Annotated in this window: 22 protein-coding genes, 2 tRNA genes and 1 riboswitch; of the genes, 11 read left to right on the top strand and 13 right to left on the bottom strand. The window is 58.8% G+C overall.

What is annotated here, in order from left to right; genetic code table 11:
• Positions 1 to 18: 18 nt before the first annotated feature.
• Positions 19 to 294 (bottom strand): acylphosphatase, encoded by a 276-nt coding sequence (locus CFB02_RS06605; protein ID WP_088557390.1) that lies wholly within the window; start codon positions 292 to 294, stop codon positions 19 to 21.
• A gap of 85 nt (positions 295 to 379) precedes the next feature.
• Here CFB02_RS06605 and CFB02_RS06600 point away from each other — a divergent pair, with 85 nt between their 5' ends.
• On the top strand, positions 380 to 1,153 hold the full coding sequence (locus tag CFB02_RS06600) for a fructosamine kinase family protein (RefSeq protein WP_088557389.1): 774 nt from the start codon (positions 380 to 382) through the stop codon (positions 1,151 to 1,153).
• Here CFB02_RS06600 and CFB02_RS06595 read toward each other — a convergent pair.
• The 3 genes from CFB02_RS06595 to CFB02_RS06585 form a co-directional block, all read right to left on the bottom strand.
• Complete coding sequence (locus CFB02_RS06595) at positions 1,150 to 2,097, bottom strand: AEC family transporter (protein WP_088557388.1); 948 nt, start codon at positions 2,095 to 2,097, stop codon at positions 1,150 to 1,152. The genes CFB02_RS06600 and CFB02_RS06595 overlap by 4 nt on opposite strands.
• 154 nt (positions 2,098 to 2,251) lie before the next feature.
• Positions 2,252 to 4,585, bottom strand: coding sequence for a xanthine dehydrogenase family protein molybdopterin-binding subunit (locus CFB02_RS06590; RefSeq protein WP_088557387.1), 2,334 nt, complete (start codon positions 4,583 to 4,585; stop codon positions 2,252 to 2,254).
• On the bottom strand, positions 4,582 to 5,043 hold the full coding sequence (locus tag CFB02_RS06585) for a (2Fe-2S)-binding protein (RefSeq protein WP_088557386.1): 462 nt from the start codon (positions 5,041 to 5,043) through the stop codon (positions 4,582 to 4,584). The genes CFB02_RS06590 and CFB02_RS06585 overlap by 4 nt, the downstream gene beginning before the upstream one ends.
• Positions 5,044 to 5,204: 161 nt before the next feature.
• On the opposite strand from CFB02_RS06585, the gene CFB02_RS06580 reads away from it, so the two are divergent.
• Entirely contained in the window at positions 5,205 to 5,609 is a 405-nt protein-coding gene (locus CFB02_RS06580) for a DUF1330 domain-containing protein (RefSeq protein WP_088557385.1), read from the top strand.
• Positions 5,610 to 5,620: 11 nt separating this feature from the next.
• Here the strand turns inward: CFB02_RS06580 and CFB02_RS06575 are convergent, their stop codons facing one another.
• Positions 5,621 to 5,950 carry a branched-chain amino acid transporter permease gene (locus CFB02_RS06575; RefSeq protein ID WP_088557384.1) on the bottom strand — a complete coding sequence of 110 codons (330 nt, stop codon included), beginning with the start codon at positions 5,948 to 5,950 and terminating at the stop codon, positions 5,621 to 5,623.
• Positions 5,943 to 6,647, bottom strand: coding sequence for an AzlC family ABC transporter permease (locus tag CFB02_RS06570; RefSeq protein WP_088557383.1), 705 nt, complete (start codon positions 6,645 to 6,647; stop codon positions 5,943 to 5,945). Before CFB02_RS06570 ends, CFB02_RS06575 begins: the two co-directional genes overlap by 8 nt.
• A 147-nt stretch (positions 6,648 to 6,794) precedes the next feature.
• Between CFB02_RS06570 and CFB02_RS06565 the strand changes: the two genes are divergently transcribed.
• From CFB02_RS06565 to pgsA, 4 genes are all read left to right on the top strand, one after another.
• Entirely contained in the window at positions 6,795 to 7,046 is a 252-nt protein-coding gene (locus tag CFB02_RS06565; protein ID WP_088557382.1) for a hypothetical protein, read from the top strand.
• A 99-nt stretch (positions 7,047 to 7,145) separates the two neighbouring features.
• A complete protein-coding gene (gene uvrY, locus CFB02_RS06560; protein ID WP_088557381.1) occupies positions 7,146 to 7,808 on the top strand; it encodes a UvrY/SirA/GacA family response regulator transcription factor in 663 nt (220 codons plus the stop codon).
• On the top strand, positions 7,792 to 9,654 hold the full coding sequence (gene uvrC / locus CFB02_RS06555; RefSeq protein WP_088557380.1) for an excinuclease ABC subunit UvrC: 1,863 nt from the start codon (positions 7,792 to 7,794) through the stop codon (positions 9,652 to 9,654). Before uvrY ends, uvrC begins: the two co-directional genes overlap by 17 nt.
• Positions 9,655 to 9,661: 7 nt before the next feature.
• The gene (gene pgsA / locus CFB02_RS06550; protein ID WP_088557379.1) at positions 9,662 to 10,240 is read left to right on the top strand and encodes a CDP-diacylglycerol--glycerol-3-phosphate 3-phosphatidyltransferase; all 579 of its coding nucleotides are present in this window, start codon (positions 9,662 to 9,664) and stop codon (positions 10,238 to 10,240) included.
• On the opposite strand, the gene CFB02_RS06545 is transcribed toward pgsA, so the two are convergent.
• Genes CFB02_RS06545 through thiB form a run of 7 tightly spaced genes read right to left on the bottom strand, consistent with a single transcriptional unit; the run spans position 10,173 to position 17,107 of the window.
• Positions 10,173 to 10,802, bottom strand: coding sequence for an ABC-type transport auxiliary lipoprotein family protein (locus CFB02_RS06545; RefSeq protein WP_157677795.1), 630 nt, complete (start codon positions 10,800 to 10,802; stop codon positions 10,173 to 10,175). The two genes, pgsA and CFB02_RS06545, sit on opposite strands and share 68 nt — an antisense overlap.
• A gap of 20 nt (positions 10,803 to 10,822) precedes the next feature.
• Positions 10,823 to 11,761 carry an MlaD family protein gene (locus tag CFB02_RS06540; protein WP_088557377.1) on the bottom strand — a complete coding sequence of 313 codons (939 nt, stop codon included), beginning with the start codon at positions 11,759 to 11,761 and terminating at the stop codon, positions 10,823 to 10,825.
• A gap of 2 nt (positions 11,762 to 11,763) precedes the next feature.
• Positions 11,764 to 12,588, bottom strand: coding sequence for an ABC transporter ATP-binding protein (locus CFB02_RS06535; protein WP_172835807.1), 825 nt, complete (start codon positions 12,586 to 12,588; stop codon positions 11,764 to 11,766).
• An 11-nt stretch (positions 12,589 to 12,599) separates the two neighbouring features.
• Positions 12,600 to 13,763: an ABC transporter permease gene (locus CFB02_RS06530; RefSeq protein WP_088557375.1), complete on the bottom strand. Its 1,164-nt coding sequence runs from the start codon at positions 13,761 to 13,763 to the stop codon at positions 12,600 to 12,602.
• Positions 13,764 to 13,816: 53 nt separating this feature from the next.
• Positions 13,817 to 14,431 carry an ATP-binding cassette domain-containing protein gene (locus CFB02_RS06525; RefSeq protein WP_088557374.1) on the bottom strand — a complete coding sequence of 205 codons (615 nt, stop codon included), beginning with the start codon at positions 14,429 to 14,431 and terminating at the stop codon, positions 13,817 to 13,819.
• Positions 14,424 to 16,103 (bottom strand): thiamine/thiamine pyrophosphate ABC transporter permease, encoded by a 1,680-nt coding sequence (gene thiP, locus CFB02_RS06520; protein WP_088557373.1) that lies wholly within the window; start codon positions 16,101 to 16,103, stop codon positions 14,424 to 14,426. The genes CFB02_RS06525 and thiP overlap by 8 nt, the downstream gene beginning before the upstream one ends.
• Positions 16,103 to 17,107: a thiamine ABC transporter substrate binding subunit gene (thiB, locus tag CFB02_RS06515; protein WP_088557372.1), complete on the bottom strand. Its 1,005-nt coding sequence runs from the start codon at positions 17,105 to 17,107 to the stop codon at positions 16,103 to 16,105. The genes thiP and thiB overlap by 1 nt, the downstream gene beginning before the upstream one ends.
• Positions 17,108 to 17,154: 47 nt before the next feature.
• Positions 17,155 to 17,256, bottom strand: a riboswitch (TPP riboswitch).
• A gap of 134 nt (positions 17,257 to 17,390) precedes the next feature.
• On the opposite strand from thiB, the gene CFB02_RS06510 reads away from it, so the two are divergent.
• The 5 genes from CFB02_RS06510 to fdhF all read left to right on the top strand — a co-directional run bounded on the left by CFB02_RS06510 (position 17,391) and on the right by fdhF (position 24,909).
• A tRNA-Gly gene (locus CFB02_RS06510) sits at positions 17,391 to 17,466 on the top strand.
• Positions 17,467 to 17,526: 60 nt separating this feature from the next.
• Positions 17,527 to 17,600, top strand: a tRNA-Cys gene (locus CFB02_RS06505).
• A 242-nt stretch (positions 17,601 to 17,842) separates the two neighbouring features.
• Complete coding sequence (locus CFB02_RS06500; protein WP_088557371.1) at positions 17,843 to 20,116, top strand: putative bifunctional diguanylate cyclase/phosphodiesterase; 2,274 nt, start codon at positions 17,843 to 17,845, stop codon at positions 20,114 to 20,116.
• Positions 20,117 to 20,312: 196 nt separating this feature from the next.
• Positions 20,313 to 22,028, top strand: coding sequence for an NAD(P)H-dependent oxidoreductase subunit E (locus CFB02_RS06495; RefSeq protein WP_088557370.1), 1,716 nt, complete (start codon positions 20,313 to 20,315; stop codon positions 22,026 to 22,028).
• Between the two features lie 10 nt (positions 22,029 to 22,038).
• Positions 22,039 to 24,909, top strand: coding sequence for a formate dehydrogenase subunit alpha (gene fdhF / locus CFB02_RS06490; RefSeq protein WP_088557369.1), 2,871 nt, complete (start codon positions 22,039 to 22,041; stop codon positions 24,907 to 24,909).
• Positions 24,910 to 24,995 lie beyond the last annotated feature (86 nt).

The following is a 24,995-nucleotide window of genomic DNA, read 5'->3' as shown; positions in this document are numbered from 1 at the left end:
CTTTCGCAAGAGGGGTGTTCATCGAATGCTGAAATCCTTGAACTCGCTGGTTGGCGACTCCGGCGCAATATCCACCGCATCCACACGCGCATCCGGTGGGCCTTCGGCGCACCAGATTCTGAGTTCGTTCAGGCGTTCCTCCGGGCCTTCGGCCACAATCTCAACTCGTCCATCGGGCAGATTGCGAGCGAACCCCGTCAAGCCCAGGGAAGAGGCCTTCTGTTCCGTGGAGGCGCGATAGTAGACCCCCTGTACGCGGCCGGATATCAGAAGTTGCCAGCGTTTGGTATCCATGGTTTGCTCCCGCTCGTTCTGTCGTGTCAGGCTTTATTTCAATCTACCGGTTCGGGCACGACGACTTCAAGGAGAGAGAACGCTGATGGCCTCTACCCACCTGAAACACAATGCGACTGGTTATGCCGATGCCCTGGTTTGCGAGGCAGAGGGATTGGAACGCCTTGCCAGGGCGCTTGATGAGGCCGGGGTGACTGACGTCGGTGTACCGCACGTTTATCGGGTGAACGAAACGGAACTCGAAATCACCGCCATCCGGTCTTCCGGTGGCTCAGATCGGGCGCGGGAGGTGCTGGGTGAAGGGCTGGCCAGAATGCATGCCCTGCGTCAGGGGGCGTACGGCTGGGGCAGGGACAATTACATTGGCCTGGCACCGCAACCCAATCGCTGGTGCGACAACTGGGGTGAGTTTTTTGTCCACGACCGCCTTGGCTACCAGGTCTCACGTATTCGTGACGCCAGCCAGAGGACTCGCTTCGAACAGATATTGGACCAGCACGGGGGCTTGCTGGCTGACTGGCTTAACGCCCACTGTGAGCACCCGAGCCTGCTCCATGGTGATCTCTGGAATGGTAACGTGCTCTATGGTACTGACAGCCCCTGGCTGATTGACCCGGCCGTCTACTGCGGTGATCGTGAAGCGGATATCGCCATGACACAGATGTTTGGTGGTTTCGACGAAGCATTCTACCGGGCCTACGACTCGTGTTACCCACGAACACCGGTTTATGGCATCAAGCGTGAGGTCTACAACCTCTACCATTACCTGAACCACTACAACCTGTTTGGAGTTGGTTACCTGGAGGGTTGCCAGGCTGGTTTTGCCGCGATTGAAGCAATAGGCCGGGGCAGGGCCTAGATCAGGCCGGTACTGCGAAGCACGAAGACTCCCAGAGTGACAGTAATGCTTGCCAGAAGGGTCGTCAGGGCGATGATATTGGCCGCCAACCGGTCATTACCGCCCAGCGCCTTCACCATCACGAAACTGGCGGCCGCCGTCGGGCTGGCGAAGAACAGGAACATCAGGCCCAGCTCGGAACCCCGAAAACCGACCAGCCACGCTGCAGCCGTGCAGAGCGCCGGCAATATCACCATCTTGAACAGGCTGGAACCCAAGGCCGTTTTGCTGTCACTCCGGATGGCGCTCAGGGATACGGTTGCGCCGATGCAAAGCAGCGCCAGGGGCAGCGTGAGTGAGGCAAAGTAATCGCCGCTGGTCATGACCCAGCCCGGCAGTGAGATATCCAGGGCGGCGAAGGGAATCGCCACGAAGACTGCCAGGATGAGCGGGTTGCGGATGATGTCGTGGAAGATCTTCGTCCAGTCCGTTGTTTGCCCCGGTTGGTAGGCCACCAGCACGATCACCGAAAGTATGTTGTAGGAGATGATCACCAGGCCAAGCAGGATGCCACCTGCCGACAGGCCGAAGTCGCCGTAGAGATTGGCGGCAAGCGCCAGGCCTACGATTCCGCAGTTACCCCGAAACGCGCCCTGCACGTAAACGCCACGATCCTCCCGAACCACACGCCAGCGGGCCCAGAGCCAGGTGATGGCGAAACTCCCCAGAGTCGCGACCAGGTAGAAGACCAGAAGGCCAGGATTGAACGCGGTATCCAGATCGGCCCGGATGATGCTCAAAAATACCAAGGTCGGCAGGGTGGCCCTGAACACCAGCGCCGAAGCAGTATTCACAAACGCATTGTCGATCCAGCCGATCCGGCGAAGTCCCAGGCCGATAAACACCATGGCAAACACGGGCAGCGTGGTTTCCATGGTTTGCAGGAACAGATCGATCAGGGTCATCAAGGGTGGCCGTCGGGTAGAGGAGAATGACTGGGTTCACCTGAATTATAAGCGGGGAGAAAGCTAGGATGCTATGGGAATACCACGAAGGTATGGGGCGGAAAGGGGGGGTGGCGTTAAAAAAAAACAGGGCCCCGAGGGGCCCTGATCACTTTCAGGCTTTCAGTTGGTCGCCAACGGGCAACCGCCGGATGCGTTTGCCGGTTGCGGCATAGATCGCATTGCACAGCGCGGGCGCTACCGGGGGCAGGCCAGGTTCACCAACGCCCCCCATGGCTTCGCCCGGATTGTCCACCAGATGAACCCTCAGTGTCGCTGGGGCATCCGGCATGCGCGGGATTAGGTACTTGTCGAAGTTACCCTGCTGCGCCACGCCGTCTTCGAACGTCACCTCGCTTTGCAGCGCGATGCCAATGCCCATCACTATGGCGCCTTCCAGCTGGGAGCGAATCCGCTCCGGGTTGGCCTGCGGGCCGCAGTCGAAGGCAATGTCTGCCCGGTGGATGATGAGTTCACCCTGATCATCCACTTCCACATCAAAGACAATCGCGGTGTACGACACAAAGCTATGGTGGAAGGCAAGGCCCAACCCCCGATTCTTGCCGGTGGATTTACCCCAGTCCGCCTCTCTGGTTACCCGCTCGATTACATTGCGCATGCGCCCGATGTCGATAGGGTAGAGATCCGGGTCTTCGCCATAATTCCAGCCATCGCCCACCGTGAGATTGTGGATCTTCCGGTCCGGGCCGAGCAGGTCCAGCACGTAATCGCGATGGTCCTTGCCGGCGGCTACAGCCATCTCATGGGCAAAGCTCTGGATCGCCCAGGCATGGGGCAGGTTGTAGACCGCGCGGAACCAGCCGATTCGAACATTGGCGGGCGCAGGCGGGTTTTCCAGCCTCAGGGCCGGCACCGAGAACGGCATGGTGTTGAAGCCCATGCCCAGCTCAAACTCGCCCTTGTGTTTCGGATCGGGCGCGAACAGCGAGCCGATACTGGGTGACAGGGTCCGGTGAAGCCAGCCGGTAGCCTGCCCGTTGTTGTCCAGCCCCGCCTCGAGATAATCTACAGACACGGCGTGGAAGTAGGCGTGGTGAATATCGTCTTCCCGTGACCACTGCAACCGGACCGGTCGACCGTTGAAAGCCTCGGCGATACTGGCCGCTTCAATAGCAAAATCCGGTTTGGACTTGCGACCGAAGCCACCGCCAAGCAGGGTAACGTGAACGGTCACGTTCTCCGCATCCAGACCCAGTCGTCCGGCCACGGTATCGCGGGTCGCCTGCGGATTCTGCACCGGCGCCCACACTTCGGCCTTGCCGTCTTTAATGCGTACGGTCGCCACCGGGGGCTCCATGGGGGCCTGGGCCATGTGGGGCATGTAGTAGGTGGCAGAGACACGCTTTTCGGCGTTTTCCAGAGCTGTGTCCAGATCGCCATGCTGACGGACGACCTTGCCGGGTTCCTGCGCCGCTTTCTCAAGGGATTCCCTGTAGGCGACCGACGTATAGCTTGCGTTGTCGCCGGCAGTCTCAAGATTCCAGTCGATCTTGAGAGCCTTGCGCCCTTCCATGGCGGCCCAGGTATTCGACGCCACCACGGCAATCCCGCCCAGGGGGCTAAAGCCCGCCGGCTGGCCGGTACCCTCGACCGCCAGAACTTTCTGGACGCCGGGCACCTTGAGGGCTTCGGTATCGTCGAAATCGTTAACGGTCGCCCCGTAAACCGGAGGACGCGCGATCACGGCGTAAAGCAGATCCTCAAAGGGAACATCCGCGCCATACACCGCCTTACCGGTGACAATATCCTCACCGTCGATGGCTTTCGGGTAAGCGGACTTCAGCTCACCGTTAATGAGGCCGGTTTCCTTGCCGACAAATCGCAGCTCGTCGTCACGCTTGAGTACCAGTGCATTGCGCCCGGGAACGTCGAGCTCCCGTGCCCTGGCCGCGAGTTCCCCAAAGCCGAGTTCCTTGCCGGAAGGCGTGTGAATGATGGTATGTACGCCAGCCTGCACTTCACTAACCGGCACGCCCCACTCATTGGCGGCCGCCTGCTCCAGCATTTGCCTGGCCGCCGCTGCGGCTCGGCGCATGGGCTGGTACCAGTGGCGCATGCTGCGGGAACCGTCGGTGTTCTGGTTGCCGTATTTGTCGTGATCGCCTTCGGCCTGCTCGACCCTTACCTGGTCCCAGTCTGCGCCGAGCTCGTCGGCACCGACCATCACCAGGCTGGTCCGGATGCCCTGACCCATTTCGGAGCGGTTGTTCACAATGGTAACCAGGCCATCAGCATCGATATGGATGAACACGTTCGGGTCGTCCACCCAACCGCCGGGCATGGCTCCGGCACCGAATTGAGCCTTTTCATTGCCAGCCAGGGCCACATCCCAACGGGCCGCAAGCACCAGGGCAGAGCCACCCGCCAGCCCCATCAGGAAGCGCCGACGGCTCACATTGGCTATCATCAAGTTGTCATCGGCGCTCATGCTTCACCCTCCTTGCCGGAAGCCCGTTCGATCGCCGCCAGAATGCGGTTGTAGGTGCCACAGCGGCAGAGATTCCCTGCCATGGCATCCACAATCTCCCCGGTCTCGGGGTTCGGTGTTCTTTTTAGCAGCGCTGTGGCGTTCATGATCTGGCCGCCCTGGCAGTATCCACACTGGGCCACCCCGAGATCGAGCCAGGCCTGCTGGACCTTGCTTCCAACGGGGTCGTCGGCCATGGCTTCAATGGTGGTGATCTCGCCACTGGCCGCAGAGACCGGTGTCACGCACGAGCGGACTGCTGTCCCGTTGAGGTGAACTGTGCAGGCGCCGCACTGAGCCATCCCGCATCCGAACTTGGTTCCTTTGAGGCCGACAACGTCGCGGATTACCCAAAGCAGGGGCATGTTGTCGGGAACGTCAAGCTCGTAGCGCTCGCCGTTGATCGTGAGGGTAGCCATATCATCCTCTCGGTTATGAGTTTTGCGTCTCCTTCACTGTAGCCGTACGAACAGTCAGAGTAAAAAGAACAATCTGGATGAAAGGTAATAAAATCGCTTGCGTGTGCATATTGGAGCTGGGCTATAGTTAGGCCCGGAACCACGAGAAGAAGAGGATATGGATGGACGCCGTTAATCCCACCCCCGAACAGCTGCAAAAAGTCCTTGCGGATACCCCGAAAGACCAGCCCATAGTGATGCTGAACCTTCTGCGCTTCCGCGATCGGGCCAATTACAAAGAAGAGGCGCCGGAGCGAACTGGCCGTGAAGCCTATACGGTGTATATGGAGGAGGCGGCTGCCTGCGTAAAATCGGTCGGCGCAGAAGTCATCTGGTCCGGCCGCAGCGTTGGTTCGCTGATTGCGCCCCCGGATGAATCCTGGGATCAGGTGCTGCTGGTTCGCTACCCGTCAATCGACGCCTTCATGGCCATGATCGAAAGCCCGGATTACAAAGGCGTGGTCAAACACCGCACCGCCGCCTTGCAGGACTCCCGGCTGGTCGCCAACCTCGAAAACAGGATGTAATCGAAGCCGGATCACATCCCGGCTTGCTGAATGGCCATGTAGCTGAGTGTGCCCGCGGCAATGGAGAGCAGGGCATTACGGCGCCACAGGTGAATGATGACCACCAGGGCACCCGGCAGCAGGGCGTCAAACCCCATCCAGGAGCCAGACCAGTCCGCCGAGCGCTGTAGGAACACCGTTGCCAGCAAAGCCATAACTGCCGCCGGAAGGTAGCGCCCGAGATGGCGCACCAGCGGGTGTTCTGTATGCCGTTCGAAAAACAGGAACGGAATTACCCGCGTGGCAAAGGTTGCGATGGCTGCTACCGCGATGAACGCTGCCAGATAGCCGGACTCACCCATGGCTGCTCTCCTTGCGCAGTGCTTGCCTACGATGCCTCCGGTATTCGAATAATAGAACGGCTGTGACCAGGGCGATGGCGCCGATCAACTGGTGTGCCGGCGGCAAAATCAGCATGGCGACGCCCGCGGCGGATGCTCCGAGCCAGATCGGGAAGCCTTCTCCCAGGGCCTTGAATTGTTCCAGAGTCAAAACAATAAACAGGGCCACCAGAGCGAACTCAATGCCGGTGCTGTCAAAGGCGACATTGTCACCAAGCAATGCACCGATTGCGCACCCCGCCACCCAGTAACACTGGTTGAAGCCGGTAATTCGGAAATCCACCTCCTGTTCATGAGCCCGGTCAGGTCCACGTGGGCGACTGGTAAGCAGGGAATAGGTTTCGTCCGTCAAACCGAATATCAGGTAGAGCTTACGCCAACCGGCGCCCTTGAACTGGCCAAGCAGCGAAAGCCCGTAGAACAGATGGCGGGCGTTCAGAACAAACATCGCGATGAATACTTCCAGCAGGCCAGCGTTAACGGTCAGAAGGCTCACGGCCAGTATCTGGCCGGCTCCAGCGTAAATCACGATTCCCATCAACGGCGCTGCCCACCAGGCATAGTCGAGCTGGGTTGCGAACAGCACACCAAAGGCCATGCCCAGCGGCAGATAGCCGAACAGAATGGGCAACGTAAGCCTGAAAACGGACTGGTTCATTAGCATCCAAACGGTCAGAAAGCGGCGATCATAGAGAATTCGTCAGGCTTTTTGAAGCCAGCCGGAGAAGCCTGTCTGGTTTTCAACGGCTCGTTACCTTCATTCCCTGCGTGTTTATCCGTACCATGGGAATTTACAGGAGATAGCATGACTGACAGCGCCGAAAATCAGGCAGAGCAAGACCCCAGACAGGAAAAATTTGTCGTCGACACCGAGTTGTTGACCGAAGATCAGCTTCAGGGCCTGGTTGAAGAGTACTGTACCCGGTACCACGGACTGAACGACACCGAAAACCCCATGGGCGAGCAGAGCAGGGTAATGTCTGCAGTGCGCCGGGGCGATCTGGTGGTCTGGTTCGATCCCGTGGAAAACACCGCCGGGCTGGGTGTGCCGGCTTAAGCGTCAGGTGTGTCACGGTATTTGTGTTTGCACCTACCCGGGGCCGGAACTAAACGTTACAATCGCGCTGTTTTCCGAAAGCCGTGTGCGAGGTGAATTTTGATCAGGGTACTGGTTGTAGATGACCACGAGTTGGTGAGGTCCGGTATTACCCGGATGCTGGCTGACAACCCCGACATTGACGTCATCGGGCAGGCGCCATCCGGAGAGGATTCCATCGATTTCGTCCGCCAGGAGCGGCCGGACATCGTACTCATGGACATCCGTATGCCGGGCATCGGGGGCCTCGAGGCAACCCGACGTATACTTCGCATTGATGATTCTATTCGGGTAATCGTGGTTACCGCCTGTGCGGACGACCCCTATCCGACCCGTGTTATGCAAAGTGGTGCCACCGCCTATATCACCAAGGGTGCGGATATCAAAGAGATGGTACGCGCCATTCGTATGGCCCATTCAGGCCAGCGCTACATCAGCCCGGAAATTGCCCAGAAAATGGCCCTGAAGCAGCTCGGCGGTGGTGACCGTGACGAGGACGGCGAGCTCACACTGTTCGACCGGCTTTCCGAGCGGGAAATGCAGATTGCCATGATGGTAGTGGACTGTCAGAAAGTGCAGGACATTTCGGACAAGCTCTGCCTGAGTCCAAAGACCGTGAACAGCTACCGTTACCGGATTTTCGAGAAACTGGAAATCTCCAGTGATGTTGAATTGGCTCTGATGGCAGTGCGGCTCGGGTTGCTTGATGCCGACAAGGTCTGACCCTGAGAGCAACACCATCGGGGAGTTTGACAGCAAGAGCTTCCTGAAACAGCTTACCGAGCGGCCCGGCGTCTACAGAATGTATGACGAGGCTGGTTCGGTGTTGTACGTGGGTAAGGCCCGCAACCTGAAAAAGCGGGTTGGTAGCTACTTCCGAAAGACTGGCCTTGCGCCGAAAACCGAAGCCCTGGTCAGCAAGATCGCCTCTATCGAGGTGACTATCACCGGCAGTGAAACCGAGGCACTGCTGCTCGAACAGAACCTGATCAAATCGTTACGGCCGCCCTATAACATCCTGCTCCGTGACGATAAGTCCTATCCCTATATCTATCTGTCTTCCCACAGTGATTACCCCTCGCTGACGTTTCGTCGTGGCCGCACCAAAAAAGGTGGCGGTACCTGGTTTGGTCCGTTTCCGAGCTCCGGCGCAGTCAAGGAAAGTCTTAATGTATTGCAGAAGATATTCCGTATAAGAAACTGTAGTGAAAGCTTTTTCAGGAACCGAACAAGGCCTTGCCTGCAGTATCAGATTAACCGTTGCACAGCACCTTGTGTTGAATACATTACGCCCGAGGAGTATCAGCAGGACATCCGCCACGCCAGCATGTTTCTGGAGGGCAAGAACCCTGCGATCCTCCACGATTTGATGAATGCCATGGAAGCCGCTTCCAAGAACCTGGAGTTCGAGAAAGCGGCGGCCTATCGCGACCAGATCAACTACTTGCGCCATGTTCAGGAGCAGCAGTCGGTAGACGGCGAGGGTGGCGATGCGGATGTAATCGCCATTGCCCAGGATGCGGGTGTCGTCTGCATCGTGGTGATCATTGTGCGCGGTGGCCGGGTGCTGGGTACCAAGGACTACTTCCCGCGGTACTCCATTGAACAGACCGAAGGTGAACTGCTCAGCGCCTTCCTTGGCCAGTACTATTTCGGCGGCAATACGCGACGGGAGATACCACGGGATATCCTGGTGCCGGTTGACGTGGAAGGTCAGGAACTGTTGGCCGAGGCACTCACCGAGTCGGCGAACCGGGAAACCCGGATTCGCGGCAATGTTCGGGGTGAACGACGTCGCTGGCTTGAACTGGCCATGACCAACGCCCGCCAGACATTGCTCACACACCTTGCCAGCAAGGAAACGGTGTACCGGCGGTTACTGGCCCTGCGCGACCTGCTGGAGCTGGCTGAGACCCCGTCGCGCATGGAGTGTTTCGACATCAGCCACAGCCACGGGGAAAATACCGTCGCATCCTGTGTGGTTTTCGATGAGAATGGCCCCCTGAAGAGCGATTACAGGCTGTACAATATCGAAGGCGTTACCGCCGGCGATGATTACGCTGCCATGCGACAGGTGCTTTCCCGTCGCTATAAGCGGATGGTGGCCGGGGAGGGTAAGCGCCCGGATCTGGTGTTCATCGACGGTGGTAAGGGGCAGTTGAACATTGCCCGGGAAGTCTTTGAAGAGCTTGAGATTTCCGATATTCCGCTGATTGGTGTTGCCAAGGGTGTGACCCGTCGGGCGGGTATGGAGCAGCTGATTGACGCCATGACCGGCGATGTGTTCCGGGTGCCCGCGGATTCGCCCGCGTTGCACCTGATACAGCACATTCGGGACGAGTCCCACCGCTTTGCGATTACCGGGCATCGGGCCCGCAGGGACAAAAAGCGGCGGCAGTCTACACTGGAAGGCATCGAGGGCGTGGGGCCGAAGAAGCGTCGCGACCTGATTCGTTACTTTGGCGGAATACAGGAACTCCGCAAGGCCGGAGTCGATGAGATGACAAAGGTGCAGGGCATCAGCAAGTCACTGGCCGAAACCATATACGCAGCATTGCACGACGAGTAAGGACAGCATGAATTTACCAAACATCCTCACCCTCTCCCGCATCATCATGATTCCGGTGTTTGTGGTGATTTTTTACCTGCCGGTGGGGTGGAGCTACCTCGTAAGTGCGGCCATTTTCGGTTTGGCGGCAGCCACGGACTGGCTCGACGGTTACCTGGCCCGCAAACTCGACCAGAGCACGCCCTTTGGCGCCTTTCTCGACCCGGTGGCAGACAAACTCATGGTGGCCGTTGCGCTGGCTGTGCTGATCGAGGAACACTCGGCGATTCTGCTGACGATTCCGGCCACTGTTATCATTGGTCGTGAAATAGTCATTTCCGCCCTGCGGGAATGGATGGCGGAAATTGGCAGCCGCAACAGTGTGGCGGTTTCCTATATTGGCAAGATCAAGACCACGGCGCAGATGTGCGCGATAGTCGGCCTTCTGGCATTTCCTCCCGGCGTGCTCTGGGCCAATGTCGCTTTGGTGCTACTCTATATCGCCGCGACTCTCACGCTTTGGTCCATGGGCCTCTACCTCAAGGCTGCCTGGGCTGATCTGTTCCCGGAGAAGGCCTCAGGTCAGACGGATAGTCACACCACCTAGCCCAGTTAATCACCCTGGCAGCCAGCTTGCTGCCAGCGGTTCCGAAGGCCTCAACAATCTGGTCAACCGATGTGCCTGAGGCCGGCTCCACAATCCGGACGGTGCGAGTGCACAGTCTGGCCCTCGAACGGTCGTGAACCACCTGCAAATGAAGTTCAATGACCACCTGCGGTCCGGATTCCGGGGTTTCCGCGTGAAACGCCGATAGTTCGGTGACCAGGGTTAACTCAGCCTGCGCCGAATTGGTATCCGTAATCACGTTCTTGTAGGCGTTACTCTTCCGAAGGCTGCTGACCAGTGTATCCCTGACCACCACTGGCCCGGTGTCCCTCCAACGGGTCCCCTCGTAGGCCCGGAACTCGTGAGGTGTAGGCTTGGCCAGAATCCGCGATCCGTTAAAAGGCTCAGAGGCATAGGGAGTGTCTACGCGAAGCGATGCCATGATTGGTCGCTCGGCCTCCGGGACCGCCTGGGCCACAGCCAGGTCCATAATCCTGGGTGGTTCCGGGTTTGGAAACACCGTGCAGCCACTGGCAAAGGCAGCACCGAGGAGAAGTGTCACATTTCTGATTGACCTCAATGTCACTGTGCCATCTCCTTCATGGTTTCATTGCCGAACAGAGTGCCCGTGGGATCCTGCTCCAGGCGGTGAGTAAACTGATTCAGGCTGCGCAGGGTGGCCCTCAGTTCCCTCAGCGCGGGTGCCAACTCTCCCATACCCTGGAGCCCGGCATCCATTGCCCCCTGATTGTTGCGGGTCAGCTCATCAATCCGCGTTATGGTGGTGGTCATCACAGCGAGGGCTCTGTCCATGGATTCCAGAACCCGTTGGCCATCGGTTTGCAGCAGTTCGTTGGCATTATCGGAAACTCTGGACACCTTGATAGCGGCTTCCTCTGCGCGAACAGCGGCGGCATCGAATTGGTCGAGTAGCGCGATCAGCTGGTCGCGCCGGGCGACGAGTGCATCCGTGGCTTCGCGCGTGTTCTGCAGGATGGCCGACGCGTTCTGGATGTTGTCACCGGATAACAGCTCTGTAGCGCTGGTAAGTAGCTGGTCCGCCTTGGCCAGGAGTTGTTCGCCGTTGGCAAGCAGGCTATTGAATGCCGAGGGCTCGGCAACAATGACCGACGGGTTATCACGATCGCCCTTCAACGCTGGCTGGTCCGGACTTCCACCGCTGAACTGAACGTTCATGCTGCCGGTGATGTTCGCGAGCACCAGGCCTGCTTTGGTGTTCTCGCGAATGGGAACCGACTGATCAACTCGAACCAGCACCCGAACATGGCCGGGATTGTCCGGGTCCAGACTCAGCTCCACCACATCACCAATCTGAACGCCGCTATAGAGCACAGGATTGCCTTCGGACAGGCCACCCACGGCGTGGTCGAACAGGATTTCGTAGTAGCCCCATTCCCGATCGGCGGAAGATTTCGCCAGCCAAAGGGAAAAGATCAGCGCTGCCGCAAAGGCCAGGATGGTAAACAGGCCAATGATCAGGTGGTGGGCCCTTGGCTCCATGGTTACTGCTCCTGATTCCGTGTGTTCGAATGATCCCTGAATGCGTAGCTGGCTGCCCGGCCACGGGGGCCGTTAAAGTAGTCCTGAATCCATTCGTCCTCCGTGGCGGCAACTGCCTCCAGCGTATCAGCAACCAGAACCTTGCGCTGTGACAGTACCGCAACCCGGTCACAGGTTGAGTAAAGGGTGTCCAGATCATGGGTCACCAGAAACACGGTGAGTCCCAGGGCATCCCGAAGCGTCACCAGCAGTCTGTCGAAGGCGGCAGCGCCAATCGGGTCCAGACCGGCTGTGGGTTCATCCAGAAACAGGATCTCCGGATCAAGAGCCAGGGCCCGCGCCAGGCTTGCCCGCTTTACCATGCCGCCGGAAAGCTCAGACGGATAGCGTACCGCCGCATCAGGGGGTAAGCCGGCCAGAGCCAGCTTCATACGAGCCAGCTCCTCCGCTTCGGGCCGCTTCAGGCCGGCGTGTTCTATCAACGGAACGGCGATATTCTCCTGCAGGTTCAGCGAAGTAAACAGGGCGCCACCCTGGAACAAAACACCGAAGCGTTGCTCTACGCGGGAACGTGCCCGTGCCGAAAGCTGGATAAGATCCTCACCAAACACCCGAATATGTCCCGAGGCGGGCGTGTTCAGCCCGACGATACTGCGCAAAAGTACCGTTTTGCCGGTTCCTGACCCGCCAACCACGCCCAGTATTTCGCCCTGGAGAAGATCCAGGTCGAGGTTCTCATGCACAACGTGCTCGCCAAACCGGTTGCAAAGATCCCGTACGGAAATTACCGGCTCGTTTCTTGTTTCAGGGTTCGGGGATGCTGACATAACCGCCATGATTACCAGCCCATTTCCATAAAGAATAGTGCAGCAATGGAATCGAGCAGAATTACCATAAAGATGGACTGAACCACGCTGGAGGTGGTGTGCTCGCCCACTGACTGTGCACTGCCGGCCACCTTGAATCCCTCGAGACAGCCAATCACGGCAATCAGGAACGCAAAGATAGGTGCCTTCACGATGCCTACTACGAAATGCTGCAGAGCAATGTCCCGCTGAACTATGGCCATGAACTGGGTAGGGGAGATGTCCAGCACCAGGGCGCAGACCATGGCGCCCCCAAACATGCCCGAGATCATGCCCACAAAGGTGAGAATGGGCAGGCTCACCATCATTGCCATTACCCTTGGGAGGACAAGCAATTCAATGGGATTCAGGCCCAGGGTGCGTATGGCATCAAGCTCTTCGTTGACCTTCATGGCGCCAATTTGGGCGGTAAAGGCGCTGGCAGTCCGACCCGCCAAAAGGATCGCGGCCAAAAGCACGCCAAATTCCCGCAGGAACGAGAATGCCACCAGGTTGACCGTATAAATGGTCGCGCCAAAATCATCCAGAACCGTTGCCCCCAGAAACGCCACCACAGCGCCCACCAGGAATGTGAGCAATGCCACGATGGGCAGGGCATTCAGGCCCGTATCATGAACGGCCGCGACGAAGGGTGTCATGCGCCAGCGCCAGGGCCTGGGAAGGTTCCAGGCCAGGGTGCCGAGTGTCTGGCCGATAAATCCGGTTAACACCCACAGCAGAAGAGCAATTGATTCCACTTTTTGGCCGGTGTTGCCAAGAGATCGGCGTATTAACGAACCCTTGGGTCTGTCGGGTTTTGCCACGCGCGTCAGGGAATCGGCAACCGCCATAAGCAGAGCAGCCTTTTCCCTGGAGAGGCTGTCATCACTGGCCACATGATGTTTCAGGGTATCGGGCCCCAGGAAGGAGCCGATCAGCGACGCGCCTGCTGTATCAATCTTCTGCAGACCTGTTAGGTCCAGGTTTTCGGGTGCACGGGCATCGCCAGCGAGTGCAGCCAATTGTTGCTTCAGGGAATAAAAGCCCGCAAGTGTCCAATCACCCTGAATGGTCAGGCGGCCCGAATGGAATCGGACCCTGCCGGTTGGCGAACCGGCCTGCTCAGATGCCTGGGACTGGGAAGGGGGTGATGCCATCTGCAGATGCGTCCGGGACTCGGGAAGTTATTGAATATCAAGCTAACGACAGCTTAGAGATTCAGCTGCTTATCCGCCAGTATCTTTCTGTCTTCCGCGTCATGGCTGGCAAGTATCAGCACTTTGCCTTTCGCCTTGTGGTTCTTCAGTAACTCACGTAGTTGGTCTCGTGCCTCGGCGTCCAGCCCGGTGAGAGGTTCATCGAGCAGAAGGATGGGCTGATCTCGAAGAAGCGCGCGCAGCAAGGCGACTCGCTGACGCTGACCGCCGGAGAGATCGCCCGGCATCCGCCTTTCGAAGCCCGCCAGGCCAACGCTGGCAAGTCCCAGGGCGATTGCCCTTTTCTGATCCGCGCTGAGCTTTAATCCGGGGTGGATGCCCAGGCCGATATTGGTTTGAACATCCAGGTGCTCGAACAGATTATGTTCCTGAAACAGACTGGTGACGGGGCGATCCCAGGGGGGCCGGTCTTTCAGACAGTCACCGTTCCATTGAACAGAGCCGGATTCAGGCGTCAGAAACCCTGCCAGAAGGTTCAGAAGCGTGGATTTTCCAGAACCGCTCGGACCTTGAATGGCAATGCATTCGCACGGGTGAACCTGGAACGAGAAATGCCAGGTGACATCCGTGTCGGGGTAGCGGAAGGTCAGATCCTTTACCTCAAGCATGAGGGGCCTCCGCGAGGGTCGCGATGGTACTTTCCGAACGTTTACGGTGTCCGCGCTCGTGGCTGGCAAGATTAAAGGCGGCAAACACCAATAACAACATCGTAATCAGCCATAGGGCAGTGCCGGCCGCCAATTCCATACGGTAACTGCCAAGTTGCTGGTATAGCAGTACCGGGAGGGTAGGCTGGCCCGGCGTTCCGAACAAGGCGATGACGCCGAAATCCCCGAGAGAGAGTGCGGTTCCGTAGGCCATTGCCAGGGCCATCGGGCGCTTCAGTCGCGGCCAGTGCAACCAGCGCCAGCGATACCAGCCAAGCAATCCCAACTGGTCTGCCTGGCGCACGGTGTTCTCATCCAGAGCGGTCAGAGGGCCCTTCAGTAACTGCGTTACAAAGGGCAGGGCCATCAGCCCGTTTATCAGCGCCACCAGTGCCAACCCCTCGGAGGATTGCCCGAGGGCCGGGCGAAGCAGCAGAAACAGCCCCGTCCCCAGAACAATGGGTGGCACCATCAGGGGCAACGCTGACGCTATGGAGGAAATTTTGGAAAAGGTTTTGCTTCGGCTGGCAAGCGTCAGAATCATGAGGCCGGACAACACAGAAAAGGCACCGGCAGGCAGGGCAATGGCAAAACTGCGCAGCGTGGCACTCGCCAGCTCGAGTAGCGGATTGCCAGCTTCGAGGGCGACAGTGGCCAACCCAGGCAGGCCGCGAAGCAGGATCGCGGCCAGTGGTAGCATTAGAAACAGGGAAAAAGTGAACAGTAAAACTCTGTCCCTGAACCGGGTCGCACCCCGGCAATCGGGACGGCGGATCATTTCCGGGAACCTTCGATTTGGTGCGAAATCATGCGTCACGCCTCGTCGCACGACGAGTAACCAAAGTGCCCCACAGATTGCCAATTGCACCATGGCGAGCAGGGCGGCACGGCCAAAATCGAACTCGAAACGGAGGGATTGGTATATGGCCACTTCAAGTGTGGTGGATGCCGGCCCACCTCCGAGCGTCATAACGATGGCGAAGCTGGTAAAACACAGGGTAAATACAAGGGCACAGAGTGCCGGTAACACGCTTCGTACCGCGGGCCAATCCAGCGTTCGCCATAGCCACCAACCCCTGAGACCCAGTTGGCTGGCCACGCGCCGGCGAGGCGACGGCACCGATTCCAGCGCCTGAAGCAGAATGCGGCCGGCCAGCGGCGCATTAAAAAAGACGTGTGCGAGCAAGATCCCGTTGAGCCCGTAAAGATTCCAGCTAGCGGACGTCCAGTCGCCCACCAGAGTGGTCAGCCAGCCCTGTCGGCCATAAATGCCAATCAGACCCGATACGGCCACGATGGTTGGCAATACCAGGCTCAGTTCCATGATACGCAACAGCAGGCTGCGGCCCGGAAACCGAGGTTGCCTGACCAGAGCAAGCGCGATTGCCAGTCCCAGGCCCAGGCTTATGACTGTCGAAAGCGCGGCCTGCCAGACTGTGAATCGAATAACATTTGCCAGGTAGCGGTTTTCCCAAAGCTCGGACACCGCCGGCAAGGGTGCACGCCATACCAGCGCCGCCAGACCGGCCAGGGTCAGTGCCAGCAGAACAAACGCGATCATCAGGCCTGGTAGAACCTGCCAGGCCGGGCGACTGAGTGGCGCCGGGAAGGAGCCCGATAAGGATCGTTGCATCACGGAATCATGGCGTTGAGCCATTCATCGAGCCAGGTTTTGCGTTGCTCGGCCACCTCGGCCGGATCAATAAACAGGGTTGCCTCTGGCTGAATCAATCGATCAAACACCTCAGGCAACTCATCGCCGAGATCAATAGCCGGGTACATCACATTCTTGAGCGGAATATGGCGTTGGAAGCCCGGCGTCAGGATAAATTGAAGGAACTCCCGCGCGAGCGCTTTCTGATCAGAGGGTTCCACCAGCGCAGCCACTTCCACCTGCAGATAATGCCCTTCCTTGAATTGTGCCGCCTGATACCGGTCGGTCTTATCGATGGCCATGTGATAGGCGGGCGAAGTCGAGTAGGAGAGAATCATTGGTGCCTCACCGTTCATAAACAGCGAAAAGTAGCCGTCACTCCAGCTCTTGGTGGTCGTCAGGATGTTGTCGCTCAGCGCCTGCCATTTCTCGCCGGCCTGGTCGCCGTAGACCGCTTTCATCCAGAGCAACAGGCCGAGACCCGGGGTGCTTGTGCGCGGGTCCTGGATAATGATCTGGAGGTCGTCCGGCGAACCGACCAGCTCTTCCAAACTTTCCGGTGGGTTGGGCAGCTGTTCGGTATCGTAGACGAAGGCAAAGTAGCCCCAGTCATATGGAACGAAAAGCGAGTCGTCCCAGTCCACCGGTAGATCGAGCGCATCAAGCCCGATTTTATGTGGGGTAAGCAAACCGGTCTGGCGCGCCGTCTCCATGGTGCCTGTATCCAGCCCAAGAACAACGTCCGCCCCGGTAGAACTGCCTTCCAGACGGAGCCTCTGAAGTATGTCACCTCCGCTTTCCAGCACCACATAGTCGAGAGTGCAGTCACACTGTTGCTCGAATGCCGCCTTAATGCCCGGACCAGGACCCCATTCGGCCGCGAAGGATGGGTGCGTGTATACGGTGAGAGTCTCGTTGGCCTGAGCATTCGCCAGGATGGGCAGGGCAACGCCCGCCAGCAGGAAAGGGATAAGCTTTGGCATGGTTCGAATCCTTGTTTCGGTCGGGGAACCATGCCGCGGCGTCACCTGAACGGTGAGCACTCAATCCCTTCGCCGGTACGAGCCGGATCAGGTTCCGCGGGTATGGTCTCAGCCCCTGATGAATAAACCGGGCACCCCGTTGAGTTATGTGCATTATACCGACCCGAACATTATTTAACCAACAAATCCCTATAAAACATAAACTTGAAAAAAAGTATTGACGGCAGAACCGGAATCCGTAGAATACCCAGCCGTTGACGAGGCAATGCCCCGGAAACAAAGAGCGGGAATAGCTCAGTTGGTAGAGCACAACCTTGCCAAGGTTGGGGTCGCGAGTTCGAATCTCGTTTCCCGCTCCAATTTCAAGTCTCTCATTGCCCACCTGAGAGCACAAAGATCCGATCCCTTCGATCTTTTCCGGCGCGGTGGCAGAGTGGTTATGCAGCGGACTGCAACTCCGTGTACGCCGGTTCGATTCCGACCCGCGCCTCCATTATTTCCCCCAGATTTTCAGTCAGTTGAAGATTCAAAGCCAAGTCCGGTGTCTTTCTGCGACCACGATTTGTGGCTTGCTGGCTTGAGCGGAACAATTTCCAGATAGAGTTCGAAATCTCTGGCCGACTCCCAGGCATTGGAGTGGCGTGTGGCATGCCCCGAACCCTCGATGCTGGCTATAAAATGCAATAATATTTATGCTCAAGATAACATCGCAGGTCACAACACAAAGGTCCTTGCATGGACGAGAGCGAATTGGACGAATCCCAGAGGTTGGCCATATACCAGATCCAGCGAAAGGTTTTGGAGAAAGCCATTCGTGGAGACGGCCTGGTCTCCAGCATGGAATTGCTTTGCCGCGAGATAGAACAAACTCTGAAGGAGGATCGCGCCCTTTGCTCCATTTTGTTACTCGATGGTCAACGACTCAAACACTGCGCCGCCCCCAGCTTGCCGGAGGCCTACTGCGAGGCTATCGATGGAGTAACCATAGGTGAAGGGGTGGGCTCCTGCGGCACAGCGCTCTTTCGTCGAGAGCAGGTGGTGGTAACCGATATCGCTACCGATCCGCTTTGGCAGGATTTTAGGGATCTGGCCATGTCAAACGGACTGGGCGCCTGCTGGTCAAATCCTATCATTGCTTCCGACGGTACGGTTCTCGCCAGTTTTGCCATTTACTACCCCGGCCAGCGCTCCCCCTCTCGATTGCATTTGTATTTAATCGAGGCTTTTTCGGCCCTCGCGCTGCTTGTCATTGATCATTACAGGCTGGCTGAACAACAGGCCCGACTTACTGCAGCTTTGGGAAAGATAAACGCCAGGCTGAGTGCTGTCATGCAGGTAATCCCGGATGTGGCGATCATGCTCGATCAGTCAGGTCACTACATTGGTTTTTGCGGTGACAACTTCGAGCTGATGACACCACCAGAGACACTGTGGGGCCAGTCAATAGAAAACCTGTTTGAGCCAGAACTCGCAGAACAGGTGATGAAGGTAGCGCGCGACACACTTACGACCGGGGAGATGCAGATCTTCGAGTACGAAGTTGTGACTGAAGGTGAGCGCCGGGTCTTCGAGGGCAGAACCGCGGTCGTCGATGATTTCTATACCGATGGTCGTGATGACTCCTATGTCCTGTGGATGGCCCGTGAAGTCACGACCCGTAAGTGCGCCGAAGAGAACGCCGCTCGTTTGGCGTTGTTCGATGCGCTTACCGGCTTGCCCAATCGCCGCCATGCTGAGGAACGGCTGCAGAATCTACTGGAAGAGGTGAATCGCGGCCACGCCAGCGGCGCAGTGATGTTTCTCGATCTTAATGATTTTAAACGTATCAACGACAGCCTCGGGCACCAACAGGGTGACTTGCTGCTTCAGCAGGTTGCACGGCGGCTTGATGATCAGACGCGCCGTTCGGAAATGGTCGCGCGTCTGGGTGGCGATGAATTCATTGTGTTGTTGAGGGAGCCTTTAACCGGCAAGGATGAACTTTCCGAATCCGCTGCAGCAGTAGCGCGCAGAATACTCGATTGCTTCAATGCGCCCCTGAAAAGTCAGGGCCATGCCTACAGCGTCAGCGTCAGCGTTGGGGTAGCCCTCGCCGACAAGCCCGGTTTGAAAACAGAAGACCTGCTACGTAACGCAGACGCAGCAATGTATGAGGCCAAGCGTCTCGGTGGCAATCGCTTCGCGTTTTTTGAAGAATCGCTGCAACGGGAGGCTGACCGGCGTCTGGATCTGGAGCGTCGGATGGTCCACGCCATTCGGAACATGCATTTTGTGACCTACTTCCAGCCTCAGTTGACACCGGACGGGGCCATCTTCGGCGCAGAGGCGTTGATGCGCTGGTTTGATCCGGAAGAAGGTGCCATTCCCCCGGATGCGTTTATTCCGGTGGCGGAACGGGCAGGATTGATCTATCAGCTTCAGGATATCGTGTTCGAGCAGAGCTGTCAGATGCTCGCAGAATTGCGCAATAAAGATCGATTGCCGCCAGTCTTCCGGCTTGCCATCAATATCAGCCCGCTCCAGCTCCAAAACTACAAGCTCACCGAACGTCTCGATAGTTTCCTGGCAAGGTATGACCTGACTGCAGACCGCTTTACCCTCGAAATTACCGAAAATCTCTTGATGGGCCAGCAACAGGAAACCTATCAGCAGATGCAGGCCTTGCGGCAGCGGGGATTTAGGTTCGCAATTGATGATTTTGGCACCGGCTATTCGTCACTGGCGTATTTGCATCGTCTGGACGTGGACCAGTTGAAAATCGACAAAAGCTTTATCCGCGAACTGGGAGAAACAGCCGCCGGAGAAGCCATCGTGGATTCCGTGGCTGCACTATCCAAAAGCCTCAACTTAGAAGTTATTGCCGAGGGTGTGGAAACTGAGCTCCAGGCTCGCATACTTCACGAAAAGTCTTTGACTGGTCTGCAGGGATACCTGTACGCGCAACCCATGAGCAGCGCCGATTTGATTGGATACCTGGCCTCGTCACCACGAAAGCCTGCCTCAGCATAATAACCACTGAGAGGCCAAGCGGTTAAGCCAGCCGGATCAGGTCCGCTTCCTTTCGTCAGCGGCGCCAGACCGTTTTGGTTTTCCCATCAAATTGCGATCGTCTGGTGGTACCCACCCTGATATGCTTCAATGACTTGCAAACTGCCTTACTAGCCTGAAACGCTGTCTGACTAGCCTCGGTGCGTGGTCGTAAATAATGAAAACAGACGAACAGAAGGTCAAACGCAGGCGTTCCGGCCTTCGCGGCCGGCAGCTGGAACCCGCTGTGCTGGCGGGTCTTCGGGAACTGATCGGTGACGAACGCGTTGATTCGTCATTGCGCCACCGCGATCGACTGATCGAGCACCTGCATTTGATTCAGGATGCTGACGGCTACCTCTCCATGCCCCGTCTCCGGGCCCTTGCGTCTTTCATGAACCTGCCCATGGCCGCCATTTACGAAACGGCCACGTTCTACGCCCACTTCGACATTGTTCACGACGAACAAACGCCGCCACCGGCAATAACCCTGAGGGTCTGCGATTCGCTTTCCTGCCAACTGGCGGGTGCAAGCGCACTGCACGCGGCACTGGCTGATGGGACTGACCCGAGCCAGGTGCGTGTGGTTCACGCGCCTTGCATGGGCCGCTGCGATACGGCGCCCGTGGTGGCCGTGGGGCACCATCATGTGGGCAACGCAACTTCCGAAACCGTTGGCGCCGCCGTTGAGCAACAGCAGGTACAACCCGACGAGATTCATTGGCAAAATCTGGCGGATTATCGCTCCGCGGGTGGCTACCAGTTACTGAAGGATTGCCGCGAGGGCCGGGTTACCGTTGATTCCCTTGCGGAAGAGCTGGAGCACGCCGGCTTGCGGGGCCTCGGCGGCGCCGGATTCCCCACCTATCGCAAATGGCAGGCCGTGCGAGCCGAACCCGGGCCACGTTACGCGGTGATTAACGCGGATGAGGGAGAGCCTGGCACGTTCAAGGATCGCTATTACCTCGAACGTGAACCCCACGGATTCCTGGAGGGCGCCCTGGTCAGTGCCTGGGCGGTTGAGGCGGAGGCTCTCTACATCTACCTTCGGGACGAGTATCCCGGCCTCCTTGTTGTGCTCAAAGACGCCGTTGCCGAATTGGAAACTGCTGGCATCGTAGAGCCGGGCTTTGTGATCCTGCGCCGTGGTGCCGGTGCCTATATCTGCGGCGAAGAATCCGCCCTGATCGAGTCTCTGGAGGGCAAACCCGGCAAGCCCCGCCACCGCCCGCCTTTCGTTGCCCAGAAAGGCCTGTTTGGTCAGCCCACCCTGGTCAACAATGTCGAGACGGTTTACTGGATCCCCCGCATTCACGCCCAGGGCGCCGAGTGGTATGCGAGCCAGGGGCGGCATGGCCGTAAGGGGCTTCGCAGCTTTTCGGTCTCCGGCCGGGTGGCCCGCCCCGGCGTTCATGTGGCGCCTGCGGGCATCACGCTTAATGAGCTCATTGAGGAATACTGCGGCGGCATGGCAGAAGGCCATCGCCTCCTGGCTTATCTGCCCGGCGGCGCTTCCGGCGGCATACTGCCGGCCAGCAAAGCCGATATTCCGCTGGATTTCGACACCCTGCAGGAACACGGCTGCTTCATCGGTTCGGCCGCTGTGATTGTTCTGTCGGATCAGGACGATCTGCAAGCCGCGGCCGCCAACCTTTTGGGCTTCTTTGCGGACGAATCCTGCGGGCAGTGCACGCCCTGCCGTGTGGGTACAGAAAAAATGCTGACGTTGCTGGAGCAGGATACCTGGGATGAACAGACGCTTCAGCAACTGGCCGCCGTGATGGCCGATGCGTCCATCTGTGGCCTTGGCCAGGCCGCCCCCAATCCGGTGCTGAGCCTGCTGCGGGATTTCCGCAGCGAACTGGCCAGCCAAAACCTGATCGCCAAAGGGTAGGGAAGCCGTCATGAGTAACACCAGCACAAGTTTTACCCTCACCCTCGACGACGTGGAGGTTCAGGCCTACCCCGGCGAAACCCTCTGGCAGGTCGCCAAGCGAGCCGGAGAAACCATCCCGCACCTGTGCTTCAAAGACGCGCCGGGCTACCGTGCCGATGGCAACTGCCGGGCCTGCATGGTGGAAGTGGAAGGCGAGCGGGTACTCGCCGCAAGCTGCATTCGGGAAGCTGCGCCCGGCATGGTCGTGCGAAGCGCTGGTTCTTCACGGGTTCAGACGGCCCGTAAGGGCGTTCTGGAATTACTGCTGGCCGACCAGCCTGAGCGGGAGAGCAGCCCTGATCGGTCCAGCCACCTGTGGGACACGGCGGACCAGCTGGCCATCGATGCCGCTGCCGTGCGCCAGCGCCTGCCGGCACGTTCAGACCGGGACGGGCCCACGGTGCATCATGTTGAACCCCGTTCCGATTCACTGCCTCACGCGGGCGGCCACGACACCACCCATTCAGCCATGAACGTCAACCTGGACGCCTGCATCACCTGCGGCCTGTGCGAGCGTGCCTGCCGGGAAGTGCAGGGCAATGACGTGATCGGTCTGGCACACCGTGGCGCCGAATCCAAAGTGATCTTCGACTTCGACGACCCCATGGGCGACAGCACCTGCGTTGCCTGTGGCGAATGCGTGCAGGCCTGCCCGACGGGCGCGCTCATGCCCGCCACCCTGATTGATGCCCAGGGCCGCGGAGACTCCGCCACCGCCGACCGCACTGTGGACTCCGTTTGCCCCTATTGCGGCGTGGGCTGCCAACTGACCTATCACGTGAAAGAAGAGCCTGCCAGCGCCCAATCAGGAGCAGGCGAGCAGCGAGGGCGTGTTCTCTTTGTGGAGGGTAAAGATGGCCCCTCCAACCAGGGCCGACTTTGTGTGAAAGGCCGCTTCGGCTTCGATTATCCCTCGCACCCGGCACGGCTCACCCGGCCATTGATTCGCCGGGAGGGCGCGCCCAAAGGTTTCGACCCTGACTTTGACCCGGCCAATCCGTTAACGCATTTTCGCGAGGCAAGCTGGGAAGAAGCACTGGAATTTGCCGCCACCGGGCTGACGGAACTCAAAGGCCAACACGGCCCCAGCGCACTCGCCGGCTTCGGCAGCGCCAAGTGCTCCAACGAAGAAGCCTGGCTGTTCCAGAAGCTGGTTCGCACCGGTTTCGGCTCCAACCACGTGGACCACTGCACGCGGCTCTGCCACGCCAGTTCTGTGGCGGCGCTGATGGAATGCCTGGGCTCGGGCGCGGTAACGGCTTCGTTCATGCAGGCGCTTCAGTCGGATGTGGTGATCCTCACCGGCTGCAACCCGGCCGTGAACCATCCGGTCGCCGCCACCTACTTCAAACAGGCAGCCCGCAACGGCACCAAACTGATCATCATTGATCCCCGGGGCCAGTCACTGGACGCCTATGCTTGGCGCAGCGTGCGTTTCTCGCCCGGTGGCGACGTGTCGCTGTTCAACGCCATGCTCAATGTGATCATCAGCGAGGGGCTTTTCGACAAGAACTACATCGATACCCATACCGAAGGCTTCGAGGCGCTGGCGGCAAGTATCGAGGGCATGACACCGGAAGTGATGAGCCCCGTATGCGGCGTCGACCCCGACACGATTCGGGAAGTGGCCCGTGCCTACGCGCAGGCCGAAAACGCGATGATCTTCTGGGGCATGGGTATTTCCCAGCATGTGCACGGTACCGACAACGCCCGCTGCCTGATTTCCCTCGCGCTGACGTGCGGCCATACCGGCCGGCCCGGCACCGGTCTGCACCCCCTGCGGGGGCAGAACAACGTGCAGGGCGCCTCCGATGCCGGCTTGATCCCCATGGTACTGCCAGACTACCAGCCCGTTGGGGATGCACAGTTGCGGGCCGCCTTCGAAGAACTCTGGAACACCGAACTGGACCCGGAGCCGGGGCTGACCGTGGTGGAGATCATGGACGCCATCAGGGCGGGCACCATCAAGGGCATGTACATCCTCGGTGAAAACCCTGCGATGTCCGATCCGGATCTCACCCACGCACGGGCCGCGCTGGGCGCCCTGGAGCACCTCGTGGTTCAGGATCTGTTCGTCACCGAGACGGCCCAGTTCGCCGACGTTATCCTGCCGGCGGCTGCCTGGTCGGAAAAATCCGGCACGGTCACCAACACCAACCGGCAGGTGCAAATGGGCCGGGCTGCGCTCGCGCCCCCGGGTGAAGCAAAGGCGGACTGGTGGATTATCCAGGAAATCGCACGGCGTTTCGGGTTGGCCTGGAACTATAGCGGCCCCGAGCAGGTGTTTGCCGAGATGAAGCAGGGTATGCACTCACTGGATCATATCTCCTGGTCCCGGTTGGAGCAGGAAGGGTCTGTGACCTACCCGTGCCAGGCGGACGACGCGCCGGGCGATGATGTCGTCTTCGCCGATGCGTTTCCCAGGGCCGGGGGGAAAGCCAAGTTCTCTCCGGCCAGCCCGCTGCCACCCGACGAGCCGGTGGATGAGGCCTATCCCACGGTGCTGACCACCGGGCGTTTGCTAGAGCACTGGCACACGGGCGCCATGACCCGCAGAAGCCGGGTACTGGACGAGCGCGAACCCGAGGCAGCGGCGTTCCTGGCGCCCTCAGAGCTCGAGCGCCTGGGCGTGGCCTCGGGAGAGGACATCCACATCGCCACCCGGAGGGGCAGTATTACTCTTACGGCGTGGGCTGATCAAACCATGCCCGAAGGCATGGTGTTCGTGCCTTTCGCGTTTGTGGAAGCGGCGGCCAACCTGCTCACCAATCCGGCTCTGGACCCGTTCGGGAAGATTCCGGAATTCAAGTACGCCGCCTGCCGGCTGACCCCGGCCTAGTGCCGGGCTAGTGCTGGGATAGCCAAGCTTGTTCAGAACGACGCGCATTACCGCCTCGCGTCTGTAAAGTATTATTGGTTGGTCTA

Source organism: Marinobacter sp. es.042 (genome assembly GCF_900188315.1).
GTDB lineage: Bacteria > Pseudomonadota > Gammaproteobacteria > Pseudomonadales > Oleiphilaceae > Marinobacter.
This window is presented reverse-complemented; position numbering and strand designations above follow the sequence as displayed.

What these genes read in the sequence shown, in the direction of transcription:
- CFB02_RS06585 (WP_088557386.1), bottom strand. Translation starts at nt 5,043, where the DNA reads ATGGCTACCCTCACGATCAACGGCGAGCGCTACGAGCTTGACGTTCCC.
- CFB02_RS06535 (WP_172835807.1), bottom strand. Translation starts at nt 12,588, where the DNA reads ATGTCAGCATCCCCGAACCCTGAAACAAGAAACGAGCCGGTAATTTCC.
- pgsA (WP_088557379.1), top strand. Translation starts at nt 9,662, where the DNA reads ATGAATTTACCAAACATCCTCACCCTCTCCCGCATCATCATGATTCCG.
- CFB02_RS06600 (WP_088557389.1), top strand. Translation starts at nt 380, where the DNA reads ATGGCCTCTACCCACCTGAAACACAATGCGACTGGTTATGCCGATGCC.
- uvrC (WP_088557380.1), top strand. Translation starts at nt 7,792, where the DNA reads ATGCCGACAAGGTCTGACCCTGAGAGCAACACCATCGGGGAGTTTGAC.
- CFB02_RS06565 (WP_088557382.1), top strand. Translation starts at nt 6,795, where the DNA reads ATGACTGACAGCGCCGAAAATCAGGCAGAGCAAGACCCCAGACAGGAA.
- CFB02_RS06530 (WP_088557375.1), bottom strand. Translation starts at nt 13,763, where the DNA reads ATGGCATCACCCCCTTCCCAGTCCCAGGCATCTGAGCAGGCCGGTTCG.
- CFB02_RS06495 (WP_088557370.1), top strand. Translation starts at nt 20,313, where the DNA reads ATGAAAACAGACGAACAGAAGGTCAAACGCAGGCGTTCCGGCCTTCGC.
- CFB02_RS06605 (WP_088557390.1), bottom strand. Translation starts at nt 294, where the DNA reads ATGGATACCAAACGCTGGCAACTTCTGATATCCGGCCGCGTACAGGGG.
- CFB02_RS06540 (WP_088557377.1), bottom strand. Translation starts at nt 11,761, where the DNA reads ATGGAGCCAAGGGCCCACCACCTGATCATTGGCCTGTTTACCATCCTG.
- thiP (WP_088557373.1), bottom strand. Translation starts at nt 16,103, where the DNA reads ATGCAACGATCCTTATCGGGCTCCTTCCCGGCGCCACTCAGTCGCCCG.
- CFB02_RS06580 (WP_088557385.1), top strand. Translation starts at nt 5,205, where the DNA reads ATGGACGCCGTTAATCCCACCCCCGAACAGCTGCAAAAAGTCCTTGCG.
- CFB02_RS06525 (WP_088557374.1), bottom strand. Translation starts at nt 14,431, where the DNA reads ATGCTTGAGGTAAAGGATCTGACCTTCCGCTACCCCGACACGGATGTC.
- CFB02_RS06575 (WP_088557384.1), bottom strand. Translation starts at nt 5,950, where the DNA reads ATGGGTGAGTCCGGCTATCTGGCAGCGTTCATCGCGGTAGCAGCCATC.
- CFB02_RS06570 (WP_088557383.1), bottom strand. Translation starts at nt 6,647, where the DNA reads ATGAACCAGTCCGTTTTCAGGCTTACGTTGCCCATTCTGTTCGGCTAT.
- CFB02_RS06595 (WP_088557388.1), bottom strand. Translation starts at nt 2,097, where the DNA reads ATGACCCTGATCGATCTGTTCCTGCAAACCATGGAAACCACGCTGCCC.
- fdhF (WP_088557369.1), top strand. Translation starts at nt 22,039, where the DNA reads ATGAGTAACACCAGCACAAGTTTTACCCTCACCCTCGACGACGTGGAG.
- CFB02_RS06590 (WP_088557387.1), bottom strand. Translation starts at nt 4,585, where the DNA reads ATGAGCGCCGATGACAACTTGATGATAGCCAATGTGAGCCGTCGGCGC.
- CFB02_RS06500 (WP_088557371.1), top strand. Translation starts at nt 17,843, where the DNA reads ATGGACGAGAGCGAATTGGACGAATCCCAGAGGTTGGCCATATACCAG.
- thiB (WP_088557372.1), bottom strand. Translation starts at nt 17,107, where the DNA reads ATGCCAAAGCTTATCCCTTTCCTGCTGGCGGGCGTTGCCCTGCCCATC.